The 14978-nt window shown below is 69.6% G+C and carries 14 protein-coding genes; 5 read left to right on the top strand and 9 right to left on the bottom strand.

Translation table 11 applies throughout. The annotated features are described in order from the left end of the window. Positions 1 to 179: 179 nt before the first annotated feature. From ADL12_RS07705 to ADL12_RS07680, 6 genes are all read right to left on the bottom strand, one after another. Positions 180 to 1559, bottom strand: a complete 1380-nt coding sequence (locus tag ADL12_RS07705) for an 8-oxoguanine deaminase (RefSeq protein WP_062699917.1) — start codon at positions 1557 to 1559, stop codon at positions 180 to 182. 129 nt (positions 1560 to 1688) lie between these two features. After that, positions 1689 to 2612: a factor-independent urate hydroxylase gene (gene pucL / locus ADL12_RS07700; RefSeq protein ID WP_062699915.1), complete on the bottom strand. Its 924-nt coding sequence runs from the start codon at positions 2610 to 2612 to the stop codon at positions 1689 to 1691. A 5-nt stretch (positions 2613 to 2617) separates the two neighbouring features. Then, the gene (gene uraH, locus ADL12_RS07695) at positions 2618 to 3010 is read right to left on the bottom strand and encodes a hydroxyisourate hydrolase (RefSeq protein ID WP_062699913.1); all 393 of its coding nucleotides are present in this window, start codon (positions 3008 to 3010) and stop codon (positions 2618 to 2620) included. A gap of 7 nt (positions 3011 to 3017) precedes the next feature. After that, on the bottom strand, positions 3018 to 3527 hold the full coding sequence (gene uraD, locus ADL12_RS07690; protein ID WP_062699911.1) for a 2-oxo-4-hydroxy-4-carboxy-5-ureidoimidazoline decarboxylase: 510 nt from the start codon (positions 3525 to 3527) through the stop codon (positions 3018 to 3020). Between the two features lie 123 nt (positions 3528 to 3650). Continuing rightward, positions 3651 to 4019 carry a helix-turn-helix domain-containing protein gene (locus tag ADL12_RS07685; protein WP_062699909.1) on the bottom strand — a complete coding sequence of 123 codons (369 nt, stop codon included), beginning with the start codon at positions 4017 to 4019 and terminating at the stop codon, positions 3651 to 3653. Then, a complete protein-coding gene (locus tag ADL12_RS07680) occupies positions 4016 to 4267 on the bottom strand; it encodes a YkoF family thiamine-binding protein (protein ID WP_062699907.1) in 252 nt (83 codons plus the stop codon). Before ADL12_RS07680 ends, ADL12_RS07685 begins: the two co-directional genes overlap by 4 nt. A gap of 138 nt (positions 4268 to 4405) precedes the next feature. On the opposite strand from ADL12_RS07680, the gene ADL12_RS07675 reads away from it, so the two are divergent. From ADL12_RS07675 to ADL12_RS07665, 3 genes are all read left to right on the top strand, one after another. After that, the gene (locus ADL12_RS07675; RefSeq protein WP_062699905.1) at positions 4406 to 5245 is read left to right on the top strand and encodes a TIM barrel protein; all 840 of its coding nucleotides are present in this window, start codon (positions 4406 to 4408) and stop codon (positions 5243 to 5245) included. A 37-nt stretch (positions 5246 to 5282) separates the two neighbouring features. Continuing rightward, the gene (locus ADL12_RS07670; protein WP_062699903.1) at positions 5283 to 6197 is read left to right on the top strand and encodes a 2-hydroxy-3-oxopropionate reductase; all 915 of its coding nucleotides are present in this window, start codon (positions 5283 to 5285) and stop codon (positions 6195 to 6197) included. Positions 6198 to 6383: 186 nt separating this feature from the next. Then, positions 6384 to 7841, top strand: coding sequence for a catalase (locus ADL12_RS07665; protein WP_062699901.1), 1458 nt, complete (start codon positions 6384 to 6386; stop codon positions 7839 to 7841). A 611-nt stretch (positions 7842 to 8452) separates the two neighbouring features. Here ADL12_RS07665 and gcl read toward each other — a convergent pair. Then, entirely contained in the window at positions 8453 to 10237 is a 1785-nt protein-coding gene (gene gcl / locus ADL12_RS07660; RefSeq protein ID WP_062699899.1) for a glyoxylate carboligase, read from the bottom strand. 232 nt (positions 10238 to 10469) lie between these two features. On the opposite strand from gcl, the gene ADL12_RS07655 reads away from it, so the two are divergent. Beyond that, entirely contained in the window at positions 10470 to 11150 is a 681-nt protein-coding gene (locus tag ADL12_RS07655) for a hypothetical protein (RefSeq protein WP_062700026.1), read from the top strand. A gap of 41 nt (positions 11151 to 11191) precedes the next feature. After that, complete coding sequence (locus ADL12_RS07650; RefSeq protein ID WP_062699897.1) at positions 11192 to 11695, top strand: GNAT family N-acetyltransferase; 504 nt, start codon at positions 11192 to 11194, stop codon at positions 11693 to 11695. Between the two features lie 19 nt (positions 11696 to 11714). Here the strand turns inward: ADL12_RS07650 and ADL12_RS07645 are convergent, their stop codons facing one another. Both ADL12_RS07645 and ADL12_RS07640 read right to left on the bottom strand, forming a co-directional pair. Continuing rightward, positions 11715 to 13307: an AMP-binding protein gene (locus tag ADL12_RS07645; protein WP_062699895.1), complete on the bottom strand. Its 1593-nt coding sequence runs from the start codon at positions 13305 to 13307 to the stop codon at positions 11715 to 11717. Next, positions 13304 to 14974, bottom strand: coding sequence for an AMP-binding protein (locus ADL12_RS07640; protein ID WP_062699893.1), 1671 nt, complete (start codon positions 14972 to 14974; stop codon positions 13304 to 13306). The genes ADL12_RS07645 and ADL12_RS07640 overlap by 4 nt, the downstream gene beginning before the upstream one ends. Positions 14975 to 14978: the final 4 nt, after the last annotated feature.

Genomic DNA, 14978 nt, shown 5'->3' with positions numbered 1-14978 from the left:
TCAGGGAGGTGGTGCGCGGTCGTGCGGGACCGGGGGACGGTGACCGTTCCGGGGCGCACGCGTCCACGCGCGCCCCGGAGACGGCCGCCATGGACCCCGCTCGGGTCCACGGCCACCGGTCGGGAGCCGTCCCTCCCGACCGGAGATCTTCAACTGGTCAGGCCTGTATCAGGCCTGCGTCACGCCTGCGCCGCGATCCTCGCCAGGCGCTGTGCCTCTTCCCTCGTCGAGCGGGCGATCGCGTCCTCGTCGGCCGTGAGCAGCCGCCCGTCCTCCACGATCTGGCGGCCGTTCACGAACGACGCCGTGACCGGAGCCGCCGCGCCGAAGACCAGCGCGGTCACCGGGTCGGCGATGGAGGCGTGGGCGAGGGTGTCCAGCTTCCACAGCACGAGGTCGGCCAGCTTGCCCGGCTCCAGCGAGCCGATCTCGGCGGCACGGCCGAGGACCTGGGCGCCGCCGTACGTCCCGAGGCGCAGCGCCTGCCGGGCGTTCAGGGCGGCCTCGCGGTGGGCGCCGAGGCGGTTGATGAGGAGGGCGTTGCGCAGTTCGGTGTGCAGCTCGCCGGACTCGTTGGAGGCGGTGCCGTCGACGCCGAGGCCGACCGGGACGCCGGCCGCCAGCATGTCGGGGACGCGGGCGATGCCGGCCGCGAGGCGGGCGTTGGAGGACGGGCAGTGGGCGACACCCGTCTTCGTGCGGGCGAAGGCGGCGATGTCGGAGTCGTTCATGTGGACGCAGTGCGCCATCCACACGTCCTCGCCGAGCCAGCCGGTGGACTCGAAGTAGTCGGTCGGGCCCATGCCGAACAGCTCGTGGCAGAACTTCTCCTCCTCGACCGTCTCCGAGCCGTGGGTGTGCAGCCGTACGCCGAGGCGACGGGCCAGCGCGGCGCCGTCACGCATGAGTTCGGTGGAGACGGAGAAGGGGGAGCAGGGGGCGACGGCGACCTGGGTCATCGCGTCGAAGGAGGCGTCGTGGTGCTGCTTGACGGTCTCCTCGGTCCCGGCCAGCGCGCCCTCGAGGGTCTCGACGGCGAAGTCCGGGGGCAGGCCGCCGTCCTTCTCGCTGCGGTCCATGGAGCCGCGGGCGAGGGTGAAGCGGACGCCCATGTCGCGGGCGGCGCCGATGATGGCGCCGGAGAGGTCGCCGGAGCCCTGCGGGAAGACGTAGTGGTGGTCCATGGCAGTGGTGACGCCACCGCGGGCCATCATCGCCAGCGAGCCCTGCGCGGCGGAGCGGACCATCTGTTCGTCGATGCGCGCCCACGTCGGGTACAGCGCGACGAGCCAGTTGAAGAGGTTGTGGTCCGTGGCCAGGCCCCGGGTGATCCACTGGTAGAAGTGGTGGTGGGTGTTGACCAGGCCGGGGGTGACCAGGTGCCCGGTGGCGTCGATACGGCGTACGACGTTCTCCAGGCCCTCGGGTGCCTTGCCCGCGCCGAGCGACTCGATGCGGTTGTCCGCGATGACGACGTGGCCCGTGGCGTGTTCGGTGTCGTTCGCGTCCACCGTCGCGATCGAACAGTTCTCGATGACGATGCGCTGGGCTGCTGCCATGATTCGCCCCTTTTTCACGGGAGTTGTGCTGAGTTCGAGAGGGCACGGCAGGACCCTGGGGGATTTGAGTACCGCGGCCGGCGGGGTGGGAGCCGCCCCGGCCGCGGGTGCCGAAATGGAGTTGCAGGCTTACAGGTTGGTGAGGTCCATGGGGATCTTCGCCTCGCAGCCGTCCCGCAGGATGGTGGCCTCGATCAGGCCGTAGGGGCGGTCGGCGGCGAAGTACACCTCATTGTCGTTCTTCAGCCCGAACGGCTCCAGGTCCACCAGGAAGTGGTGCTTGTTCGGGAGGGAGAAGCGGACCTCGTCGATCTCGCTGCGGTTGTTGATGATGCGCGAACCCATTTGGTACAGGGTCTGCTGGAGCGAGAGCGAGTAGGTCTCGGCGAAGGCCTGGAGCATGTGCTTCTTGGTCTGCTCGTAGGACTTCTCCCAGTTGGGCATCCGCTGGTCGTCGTCGGTCCAGTTGAACCGCCAGCGGCCGGAGACCTGGGTGGCCAGGATGCGGTCGTACGCCTCCTTCAGCGTCGTGTACTTGTCCTTGACGTAGCCCCAGAATTCGGAGTTGGTCGAGTTCATCACGACGAGGTCCTTCAGGCCGGAGATGACCTCCCACTTCTCACCGTCGTAGGTGATCTGGGTGACCCGGGTCTCCTGGCCCTTGCGGACGAAGGAGTGCTTGACCTCGTCCGCGCCGATGAACTGGGAGTTGGCGTCGGAGGCGGCGATGCGCTCCCAGGCGTACTCCTCGATGCGGATCCGGGCCTGGTGGATCGGCTCCTGCGAGGTGACGAAGTGGCGGGCGAGGTGGATGCCGAACTGCTCGGCGGACTCGATGCCGTACTCCTTGGCGAACGCGTACACCGTGTTCTTGGTGGTGTCGGTCGGCAGGACGTTGGCGTTCGAGCCGGAGTAGTGGACCTCGTCCATGTCGCCGCTCAGCGCCACGGATACGTTCAGGTCCTTGATGTGATGGGTGGCGCCGTCCCGCGTGATCTTTACGACTCGGTTCTCGGCCTTGCCGTACTGGTTCTGTCCCAGGATCGTGGGCATGTCTGCTAGCTCCCTCGGTATACGGAGTAGCCGAACGGGTTGAGCAGCAGCGGCACGTGGTAATGCTCCCCGGGCTTCACGGCGAAGGTGATCGCCACCTCGGGGAAGAACACGGCACCGCTGTCCCGATTCGCGGGGGCGTCCTGCTGCGCATCGGCTTGCTTCTTCTCGAAATACGGCTCCACCGCGAAGTCGAGCCGTACGTGTGTGGTCCCCTCCGGCAGCGCCGGGAGGTCCTTGCACCGCCCGTCCGCGTCGGTCGCGGAGCCGCCGAGTGCCTGCCAGTCCGCGGCGCGGCCACTGCGGGCCGCAAGCTGGATGGCGACGCCCTCGGCGGGGCGGCCGATGCTGGTGTCCAGGATGTGCGTGGACACCGAGGCGGTGGTGCTGGTGCTCATGGCTTGGTCAGTCCTCTTCGACGAGTCGGGCGAGCCGGATACGGTTGATCTTGCCCAGCTCGGTGCGGACGATCTCCCGCTCCTGCTCCGGCGAGTTGCCGATCCGCTCCTTGACGGCGTCGCGCATCTGCTCGCCGGTCCGGCCGGTGGCGCAGATCAGAAAGACGTGGCCGAACTTGTCCTGGTAGGCCAGGTTGAGTTCGAGCATCTGAGCCTTGAGCTCCTCGGAGGCGCCGGCCATGCCGCGCTGCTCGCGGGCCGAGGTCGGATCGCCCGGCTTGGGGCGGCCGATCGGCGGGTGCCCGGCCATCGCCTCGGCCAGGTCCTCGGCGGTCAGCTCGGCCATGGCGGCGTCGCTGGCGGCGTAGAGGGCGTCGGCGGTGGCGTAGGGACGGGCGGCGAGCAGCTGCTTCGCCCACGCCGTGGAGGCGCACGCCTCGTGGAGCGCGGCGTGGGCCGCGTGCTCCTCCAGGGCGTTGAACCGGGCCAGGCCCGAGGGCGTGGAATTCGACGTCACGGGAGCCTCCGTGGCCGCGAAGGGCCTTCGTACTGAACGGGCGTGCCGATAGCTAACGCCCTACGACGACGAGACGTCAACACTTTGTTGAAAATTCCCGGTAACGAAACCCGGTAGGGCGCTTCAGGCGCCCTTCTCACGGTTCAGATAGTTGTAGACCGTGAAACGGCTCACCCCGAGCGCGCTCGCCACGGTCTCCACACCGTGCCGCACGGAGAAGGCGCCGCGCGCCTCGAGTATCCGCACGACCTCCTGCTTGGCCTTGCGGTCCAGGTCGGCCAGCGGCTTGCCCTTCCTGCGCTCCATGGCCGCCAGGATGTGATCCAGGGAGTCGGCCAGCTGAGGCAGGCGCACGGCGACGACGTCGGCACCCTCCCAGGAGAGCACGACATCCTCGGGACCGGCCTCGTCCGGCGCGATGATCTCGCCGCCCATGGCGTCGACCAGCGGCTTCACGGCCGCGATGAAGGGCTCGTCCCCGGTACCGGTCACTCCTCGCCCTCCCCGACCACATTGAGCTGAAGCGAGATCCGGGTGGCACCGGCCTCCAGGGTCTTGCGCAGCAGGGCGTCCACGGCGGTGAGCACGGCGTCGGTGCCCCCCTCGGCCGTGTTGCCGAACGGGCCGACGTCCACCGCATCGAGCTCGGCCGCCTCGATGACCTCGCGGGCCACCAGCGCGTGCGCGGGTGCCTCGTCGAGGTCGAAGGGCTCGGTCGTGAACTCCACTCTCAATCGCACGCGCTCAACCTAACGTGCGGTACCGCCTTCCGCCGAGCCCTCTTGACAAGCTCGGACACACAACGGCAATCTTCCAGTACGCAGAAACTAACTTCCGCTATACGGAATCTCGACAAACGGAAGGGAGCGCCGACCCACATGGGATTCGCAGAGCAGCGCTTCAACGTCAACCTGTCGATCCTCTTCACGGAACTCCCGCTCCTGGAGCGCCCCGCGGCCGCCGCCGCGGCCGGCTTCACCGCGGTCGAGCTGTGGTGGCCCTGGGTCGACTCCCCCACCCCCGAGCAGTCCGAGCTCGACGCCCTGAAGAAGGCGATCGAGGACGCGGGCGTCCAGCTCACCGGCCTGAACTTCTACGCCGGTCAGCTGCCCGGCCCCGACCGCGGCGCCCTGTCGATCCCGGGCGAGGAGTCGGAGAAGTTCCGCGCCAACATCGACGTGGCTGCGGACTTCGCGGCCTCCCTCGGCTGCAAGGCGCTCAACGCCCTGTACGGCAACCGCGTCGAGGGCGTGGACCCGGCCCAGCAGGACGCGCTCGCGCTGGAGAACCTGGCCCTCGCGGCCCGGGCGGCCGACCGCATCGGCGCGATCCTGCTGATCGAGACCCTCAACCAGCCGGAGTCGCCGCTGTACCCGCTGGTGACCGCCCCGGCAGGCGTCGGCATCGTCGACAAGGTCAACGAGGCGACGGGGCTGGGCAACGCGAAGTTCCTCATGGACCTCTACCACCTGTCCATGAACGGCGAGGACCTGCCGCAGGTGATCGCCGCATACGCGGACCGGACCGGTCACGTCCAGATCGCCGACAACCCGGGCCGTGGCGCGCCGGGCACGGGCACGCTCCCGCTGGAGGAGCTGCTCGACCAGCTGAGGAAGGCGGGCTACGAGGGCTGGGTCGGCCTCGAGTACAAGCCGGGCGACCGCCCGAGCGCCGAGGCCTTCGACTGGCTGCCCCGCGAAGCGCGCGCCGCCCGCTGAACACCCCCCCCCCCCCGTATTTGAGAGGCACCCCATCATGAGCAACCTCGCAGACTCTTCCCACCCGACCCGCCCGGCGATTGCCTGGATAGGCCTCGGCATCATGGGCTCCCCCATGTCCGAGAACCTCATCAAGGCGGGCTACGACGTCACCGGCTTCACCCTGGAGCAGGACAAGCTGGACCGCCTGACCGCCGCTGGTGGCACGGCCGCCGGTTCGATCGCCGAGGCCGTGCGGGACGCCGACGTCGTCATCACGATGGTGCCGGCCTCCCCGCAGGTCGAGGCCATCTCCTACGGCCCCGACGGCATCCTGGAGAACGCGAAGTCCGGCGCGCTGCTGATCGACATGTCCTCGATCACCCCGCAGACCTCGGTCGACCTGGCGAAGGCCGCCAAGGACAAGGGCATCCGCGTCCTGGACGCCCCCGTGTCCGGTGGCGAGGCGGGCGCCATCGAGGCCGTGCTGTCGATCATGGTCGGCGGTGAGCAGGCCGACTTCGACGCCGCGAAGCCGATCCTCGAGGCCCTCGGCAAGACCATTGTGCTGTGCGGTCCGCACGGCTCGGGCCAGACCGTGAAGGCGGCCAACCAGCTGATCGTCGCCGTGAACATCCAGGCGTGCGCCGAGGCCGTGGTCTTCCTGGAGAAGTCGGGCGTGGACCTCAAGGCGGCGCTGGACGTCCTCAACGGCGGCCTGGCCGGCTCGACCGTGCTGACGCGCAAGAAGGACAACTTCCTCAACCGCGACTTCAAGCCCGGCTTCCGCATCGACCTGCACCACAAGGACATGGGCATCGTCACGGACGCCGCCCGCAACGTCGGCGCTGCCCTTCCGGTCGGTGCCGTGGTCGCCCAGCTGGTCGCGTCCCTGCGCACGCAGGGCGACGGCGGCCTGGACCACTCGGCCCTGCTGCGGGCCGTGGAGCGCCTCTCCGGCGCCCAGGTCTGACCCACCCCGAGACTTCCGGGCGGCGCCTCCGCTGACACTTGTCCTGTCGCGCCCAGGCGGGGGCGCCGCCCGGAATCAACTTCAACAAACTGTTGACGCTAGATTCCCTCACTTCTAGGCTCCACCAAGCGGAAAGAGTTTTCCGCTGCCACCAGCACGGAAGTGCCATCGCACGGAAGGTCCACGATGTCGAAGCGCGTGCTCACCACCGAGTCCGGCGCCCCGGTCGCCGACAACCAGAACTCAGCCTCCGCCGGCGTCGGCGGCCCGCTCCTGCTCCAGGACCAGCACCTCCTGGAGAAGCTGGCGCGCTTCAACCGCGAGCGCATCCCGGAGCGCGTGGTACACGCCCGGGGCTCCGGCGCGTACGGCCACTTCGAGGTGACCGACGACGTCACCGGCTTCACCCACGCCGACTTCCTGAGCGCGGTCGGCAAGCGGACCGAGGTGTTCCTGCGCTTCTCGACCGTGGCCGACAGCCTCGGCGGCGCGGACGCGGTCCGCGACCCGCGCGGCTTCGCGGTCAAGTTCTATACGGCCGAGGGCAATTACGACCTCGTCGGGAACAACACCCCGGTGTTCTTCATCAAGGACCCGATCAAGTTCCCCGACTTCATCCACTCGCAGAAGCGCGACCCGTTCACGGGTCGTCAGGAGCCGGACAACGTCTGGGACTTCTGGGCGCACGCCCCCGAGGCCACGCACCAGGTGACCTGGCTGATGGGCGATCGCGGCATCCCCGCGTCGTACCGCCACATGAACGGCTACGGCTCGCACACCTACCAGTGGACGAACGCCGACGGCGAGGCCTTCTTCGTCAAGTACCACTTCAAGACGAACCAGGGCATCCGCTGCCTGAGCGCCGAGCAGGGCGCCGAGCTCGCGGGCAAGGACCCGAACTCCCACCAGACGGACCTGCTCCAGGCCATCGAGCGGGGCGTGCACCCGTCCTGGACCCTCTACGTCCAGCTCATGCCGGCGGCCGAGGCGGCCGACTTCCGCTTCAACCCGTTCGACCTCACCAAGGTCTGGCCGCACAAGGACTACCCGCTGCAGCGCGTGGGCCGCCTGGTCCTGGACCGCAACCCGGACAACGTCTTCGCCGAGGTCGAACAGGCCGCGTTCTCCCCGAACAACTTCGTGCCGGGCATCGGCCCCTCCCCCGACAAGATGCTCCAGGGCCGCCTGTTCGCCTACGCGGACGCGCACCGCTACCGCCTGGGCGTCAACCACACCCAGCTGGCCGTCAACACACCCAAGGCGACCGTGGCCGACAACTACGGCCGTGACGGCTTCATGGCGAGCAACTCCCAGGGCCGCGCGGCGAAGAACTACGAGCCGAACTCCTACGACGGCCCGGTGCAGACCGGCCGCCCGCTGTCGGCCCCGCTCGCGGTGAACGGCCACACGGGCACCCACGAGGCGCCCCTGCACACCAAGGACGACGACTTCTTCCAGGCCGGTGAGCTGTACCGCCTGATGTCCGCCGAGGAGAAGTCCCGCCTGATCGCCAACATCGCCGGCGGCCTCTCGCAGGTCTCCCGCGACGACGTGATCGAGAAGAACCTGGCCCACTTCCACGCCGCCGACCCGGAGTACGGCAAGCGCGTGGAGGAGGCGGTCCGCGCCCTGCGCGAGGACTGAACCCCATGGCGGCGTCCGTCTGCTGACGGTAAGTCACAAGACGGACGCACCGCCCGCGCCGCACGCCCGAGCGACCCGGATGAGGGGTGGTCGCCCGGGCGGGGCGCGGGCAACGCGAGGACCGCGGCGGCGTGCGAGCCAGTGCGGTGGTGAAGGCCCCGGCCTCCTTCTTCGACCTGAGGGAAGGAGCCCCGGTGCCGTCGCAACCGCCGCGGTCCCGAGCCCCCAAGACTCCGTCCGGCGGCGCGAACGTCCTGTCGCGCCCAGCCTCGCACCGTCGGACGGCCACAACCGAATACCTCACCGGCTGAAGAGCGCCGGGTACGGACGGTCCCGTACCCGGCGCTCTTCGGCGTGCTGCGCGCGTACGCGTGGCGCCGTAGATCGTCTACGCAATCCTCAAATGAAGCTCTGAACCTGGTTCAAGAGGCTTCAACCGCCGCCGCTCGCGGGCACATTCTTCTCACACGGGGCCCGCCGGCACGGGGGCGGCGGGTCCCGTGAACGGGGGAGCACCACACGGGGGAACAGCGCACGGGGGAACACCAAAGGGGCGGCCCAACCTCTCGGTTGGGCCGCCCCTTGCTGACGGTGGCGTAAGGTCCGCCGCGTCAGACCTTCAGCGTCTTGATCGACGTCGGCGCGTGACCCGGCTCCGTCGCGAGTTCCTCGAACTCCACGACGTTGCTGATGTCGTTCGTCGTCGACATGGAGATGTTGGTGACGCGCTCCAGGATCGCCTCGACGACCACCGGCACCTGGTACTCCTGCGCGAGCTTCTTGGCCTGCTCGAAGGCCGCGCCCAGCTCGTTCGGGTCGGTCACGCGGATCGCCTTGCAGCCGAGGCCCTCGGCGACCTTGACGTGGTCGACGCCGTAGACGCCCAGCTCGGGCGAGTTGACGTTCTCGAACTCCAGCTTGACCTGGAAGTCGATGTCGAACGCCCGCTGCGCCTGGCGGATCAGGCCCAGGTAGGAGTTGTTGACCAGGACGTGGACGTACGGGATCTTGTGCTGCGCCCCGACCGCCAGCTCCTCGATCATGAACTGGAAGTCGTAGTCCCCGGACAGGGCGACGACCTGCGCCTCCGGGTCGGCCTTCGCCACGCCCAGCGCGGCCGGGATCGTCCAGCCGAGGGGGCCCGCCTGGCCGCAGTTGATCCAGTGCCGCGGCTTGAAGACGTGCAGCATCTGGGCGCCGGCGATCTGCGAGAGGCCGATGGTGGAGACGTACCGGGTCTCCGGGCCGAAGGCCTTGTTCATCTCCTCGTAGACGCGCTGCGGCTTGATCGGGATGTCGTCGAAGTGCGTACGGCGCTGGAGGGTCGCCTTGCGCTCCTGTGCGGAGGCCGCCCACGCCGAGCGGTCGGGCAGCTTGCCCGCCGCCTTCAGCTCCCTTGCCACCTCGACGAACAGCTCCAGGGCGGCCTTGGCGTCGGACGCGATGCCGTAGTCGGGCGCGAAGATCTTGCCGATCTGGGTGGGCTCGACGTCCACGTGGACGAACTTCCGCCCGGCCGTGTAGACGTCCAGCTTGCCGGTGTGGCGGTTGGCCCAGCGGTTGCCGATGCCGAGGACGAAGTCGGACTCCAGGAAGGTGGCGTTGCCGTACCGGTGCGAGGTCTGCAGGCCGACCATGCCGGCGTTCAGCTCGTGGTCGTCGGGCAGCAGGCCCCAGCCCATCAGGGTCGGGACGACCGGGGTGCCGGTCAACTCGGCGAATTCGACGAGGAGTTCGACGGCGTCGGCGTTGATGACACCGCCGCCAGCCACGATCAGCGGGCGCTCGGACGCGTTCAGCATCCCGATCGCCTTCTCGATCTGGGCGCGGGTCGCGGCGGGCTTGTAGACCGGGAGCGGCGCGTACGTCTCCGGGTCGAACTCGATCTCCGTCAGCTGGACATCGATCGGCAGGTCGATCAGGACCGGGCCGGGACGGCCGGAGCGCATCAGGTGGAACGCCTGCTGGAAGACGCCGGGGACCTGCGCGGCCTCCAGCACGGTCACCGCCATTTTCGTGACCGGCTTGGCGATCGAGGCGATGTCGACGGCCTGGAAGTCCTCTTTGTGGATCACGGCGGTCGGCGCCTGGCCCGTGATGCACAGGATCGGGATGGAGTCACCGATCGCGGAGTACAGGCCGGTGATCATGTCGGTGCCGGCGGGCCCGGACGTGCCGATGCAGACGCCGATGTTGCCCGGGTGCGTGCGGGTGTAGCCCTCGGCCATGTGCGAGGCGCCCTCCACATGGCGGGCGAGGGTGTGATGGATCCCGCCGGAGGCCTTGAGCGCCGCGTAGAAGGGGTTGATCGCCGCGCCCGGCACGCCGAACGCGTTGCTGACGCCCTCGCGCTTGAGGATCTCGACTGCCGCTCGGGCAGCGGTCATACGAGCCATTGAGTACTCCTGCTTCGGCTGTCGGATTCGCACTCCCGTCGCGCCCCGCGGTGAGCAATTCCGTGACGATGACATTCCCGCGATCTTGTTAATTCCGTATCGCGGAAACTATTTTCTACTATCTGGAAGCAATGTAGGTGGGTGGGTGAAGACCGTCAAGAGGCGGACAACCGGGCACCACCTGGAGGACGATGGGAGCGCTGTCCGATGCGAGGTCGTCCTGGAGTGGGCCATGTCCGAGAGCGTGTCGGTGCGCTGCCCGGCCTGCCGGCGCGAGCATCTCTACGAGGCACCTGCCTATCCGTGTCAGTGCGGGGCGCCCGTCGCACCGGCGCTCGATCCGGACGGGGCCGCGACGGCCGTCGTGCATCGGGCCTGGGACGACGAGTGGATCGGCGTGCGCTGTGCGGCGTGCGGCAGAAGGAGCGAGTGGCCCCGTCCGGAGGTGGGCTGTCCCTGCGGGACGCTGCTGCGCGTTCCGGTGGCGCGGGCCGACACGGGCTCGGCGCGGCAGAAGGCGCCCGCCGCGCGCCGCGTCTTCCAGCCCGTCACGATCCGCACCGCGCGCGACGCGGTCACGGCAGCCGCCGTCTATCTGCGCTGGCTCGGCTACCGGGACATCCGCCGCGCCGACCAGCGGCCCCCGACCGGCATCGGCATCGCCGCCCACGGTCTGCTCGCCCAGGTCGACCCGACCGTACGTCCGGCCTCCCTGCGGGACGTGGAGTGCCTGTGGCTGACGGCCATGACGGAGTCCGCGGCCTGCGTGTACTTCTCCCTCTCCGGATACGCCCCCGAGGCCCGCACCCGAGCCGACACCCTCGGCGTCCCCCTGTTCGTCCTCGACCTCACGGGCACGCCCCAGCCGGTCAACAGCCTCGCCGACGAACTGGACGCGACGGGGGCCCGGTAGTCCGCTCGCGCCGAGCGCAGCCACCGGCGGACACTCGGCACATGCGCATCCGCCCCGCCACGCCCGCCGAGCTCCCGGCCCTCCAGGACATCGAGCGCGCCGCAGGATCCGCCTTCCGTGCCCTCGGCATGGCGGCGATCGCCGACGACGAGCCGCCCGCCCTGGACGTCCTGGAGCAGTTCCGCCGGGCAGGGCGCGCCTGGGTCGCCTGCGACGACGGTGACCGCCCGGTCGGCTATCTGATCTCCGAGCCCGTAGACGGCGCGCTGCACGTCGAGCAGGTCTCGGTACACCCGGACCACGCGCACCGCCGCATGGGCCAGGCCCTCCTCGCGCACGCCGCCGACCGCGCACGCGAGGAGGGCCTGACCGCTCTCACCCTGACCACCTTCACCGAGATTCCGTGGAACGCGCCGTACTACGAACGCCTCGGCTTCCGCGTCCTGGACGAGGCCGAGCTCACCCCGGGGCTGCGGAAGATCCGCGCCCACGAGGCGGAACTCGGCCTCGACCGATGGCCACGGGTCTGTATGCGCCGGGGCTAGGCAAGCGCCGCAGCCGGCCTCAGTGGGCCCCGTACTTCTCCCGCAGCTCCACCTTCCGCACCTTCCCGGACACGGTCATCGGGAAGGAGTCGAGGATCCGCAACCGGCTCGGGATCTTGTAGTGCGCCAGCCGCCCGTCGCAGAACCCCCGTAGCTCCTGCAGCGTCAGCGGGTCGCCCGTGTCGCGCGGGATGACGCAGGCCAGCACCTCCTCGCCGTACCGCTCGTGCGGCACCCCGACGACCTGGACGTCCGCGATCTTGGGGTGGGCGTACAGGAACTCCTCGATCTCGCGCGGGTAGATGTTCTCGCCGCCCCGGATGATCATGTCCTTGATGCGGCCGACGATCTCGACATAGCCGTCCTCCCGCATCGTCGCGAGGTCACCGGTGTGCATCCAGCGGCCGCGGTCGACGGCCTCGGCGGTCTTCTCGGGCTCGTTCCAGTAGCCGAGCATCACGCTGTAGCCGCGGGTGCACAGCTCCCCCGCCGTTCCCCGAGGCTGGGTCACGCCGGTCGCCGGGTCGACGACCTTCACCTCGATGTGCGGCAGCACACGGCCGACCGTGCCGGTGCGGTGTTCCAGGTCGTCGTCGCGCCGGGTCTGGGCGGAGACGGGCGAGGTCTCCGTCATGCCGTAGCAGATCGACACCTCGGCCATGTGCATCTCGGTGACCACCCGCCTCATCACCTCCACCGGGCAGGGCGAGCCCGCCATGATCCCGGTGCGCAGGGAGGAGAGGTCGTACGAGGCGAAGTCGGGGTGGTTCAGCTCCGCGATGAACATGGTCGGTACGCCGTACAGGGAGGTGCAGCGCTCCTGCTGGACGGCCTCCAGGGTGGCCTTCGGATCGAAGGACGGGGCCGGGATCACGATGCAGGCGCCGTGGGAGGTGGCGGCGAGATTGCCCATGACCATGCCGAAGCAGTGGTAGAAGGGCACGGGGACGCACACCCGGTCCTGCTCGCTGTAGGCGATCAGCTCCCCCACGAAGTAACCGTTGTTGAGGATGTTGTGGTGGGAGAGGGTCGCCCCCTTGGGGAAGCCCGTCGTGCCCGACGTGTACTGGATGTTGATCGGGTCGTCGCAGGACAGCTCCTCGAACGGAACCGGCGTTCCCCGCCCGATCAGCGCCTCCCAGCTCGGGTCCCCGATGAACACGGTCTCCCGCAGCTGCGGGCACTTGCCGCGCACCTGCTCGACCATCGCCCGGTAGTCGCTGGTCTTGTGGCTCAGGGATGCGAAGAGCAGCGAGATCCCGGCCTGGTTGAGGACGTACTCGACCTCGTGGGTGCGGTAGGCCGGGTTGATGTTCACCATGATCGCGCCGATGCGGGCCGTGGCGTACTGGACCAGGACCCACTCGGGACAGTTGATCGCCCAGATGCCCACCCGGTCGCCCTTGGCGACCCCGCTCGCGAGCAGCGCGTACGCCAACTCGTCGACGTCGGCGGCGAACCGGGCGTACGTCCAGCGCCGCCCGGACGGTACGTCGACCAACGCCTCCCGGTCCGGCCAGGCGGCGACGGCCCGGTCCAGGCCGGCCCCGATCGTCTCGCCGAGCAGAACCGTCTCGCTCGTCCCGTGGGTGTACGACAGCTGTGCGGTCACCGGAAGTCCTCCTCGCGGTACTCGGCGTCCGAGCCCACCGCCGTGGCCTCGCGCAGCTCGATCCGGCGGATCTTGCCGGAGACGGTCTTGGGCAGCGGCGCGAACTCCAGACGGCGGACGCGCTTGTACGGCGCCAGGACCTCCCGTGAGTGCTCGAAGAGCACCTTGGCCGTGTCGGGGCCGGGCTCCCAGCCCTCCGCCAGGACGACGTACGCCTTCGGCACCGCGAGCCGCAGCTCGTCCGGCGCGGGCACGACGGCGGCCTCGGCCACCGCGTCGTGCTCCAGCAGGGCGCTCTCCAGCTCGAAGGGGCTGATCTTGTAGTCCGACGCCTTGAAGACGTCGTCGGCCCGCCCGACGTAGGTGATGTATCCGTCGGCGTCTCGCGAACCGATGTCTCCTGTCCGGTAGTAACCGCCGGCCATCGCCTCCGCCGTACGGTCGGCGTCACCGTGGTAGCCGGTCATCACGCCGACGGGGCGGGCGGACAGGTCGAGGGCGATCTCGCCCTCCTCGGCCCCCGGCGCGCCGGAGACCGGGTCGAGGAGTTCGACGCGGAAGCCGGGGCTGGGGCGGCCCATCGAGCCGGTCTTCAGCGGCTGGCCGGGGCTGTTGGAGACCTGGACGGCCGTCTCGGTCTGCCCGAAGCCGTCCCGGATGGTCACGCCCCAGGCCTCCCGCACCCGCTCGATGACCTCGGGGTTGAGCGGCTCACCGGCTGCCACGGCCTCGCGGGGCGGGGTGCGCAGGGCGCTCAGGTCGGCCTGGATGAGCATGCGCCAGACAGTCGGCGGGGCGCAGAAGGTGGTGACGCCCGCGCGGTCCATCTCCGCCATCAGCCGGACGGCGTCGAAGCGCGTGTAGTTGTGGAGGAAGACGGTCGCCTCCGCGTTCCACGGCGCGAAAAGGTTGGACCAGGCGTGCTTGGCCCAGCCGGGCGAGGAGATGTTCAGGTGCACGTCGCCGGGCTTGAGGCCGATCCAGTACATGGTGGCCAGGTGCCCGATCGGGTACGAGGTGTGGGTGTGCTCGACCAGCTTGGGGCGGGCGGTGGTGCCGGAGGTGAAGTAGAGCATCAGCGGGTCGTCGGAGGCGGTCGAACCGTCGGGGGTGAACTCGGCGGAGGCGGTGTACGCGTCCTCGTACGACTGCCACCCCTCGCGCACCCCGCCGACGCTGATGCGCGTGTAGCGGCCGGGCACCTCGTCGAACTTGCCGGTGTCCTCGGCCCGCACCAGCACATGCCGGACGCGTCCCCGCTCCACCCGGTCGCGCAGGTCGGCGGGGCCGAGCAGCGGGGTGGCCGGGATGACGACGGCGCGCAGCTTCATCGCGGCGAGGGCGGTCTCCCACAGCTCGGCCTGGTTGCCGAGCATGACGAGGATGCGGTCCTCGGCGCGGACGCCGCGCGCCCGCAGCCAGCCCGCGACCCGGGCGGACCGCTCGGCCATCTCGGCGAAGGACAGCTGGACCTCGCTGCCGTCCTCCTCGACGATGTGCAGCGCGGTGCGGTCGTTTCCGTCCGCGATGACGTCGAACCAGTCGAGGGCCCAGTTGAACCGCTCGGGCCGGGGCCAGGCAAAACCTTCGTAGGCAGTCGCGTAGTCCTCGCGGTGCTCGAGCAGGAAGTCCCGCGCGTTGCGGAACAGCTCCGTCCCCGTCGTCATCTGT

The organism is Streptomyces regalis, from assembly GCF_001509475.1.
Lineage (GTDB): Bacteria > Actinomycetota > Actinomycetes > Streptomycetales > Streptomycetaceae > Streptomyces > Streptomyces regalis.
This window is presented reverse-complemented; position numbering and strand designations above follow the sequence as displayed.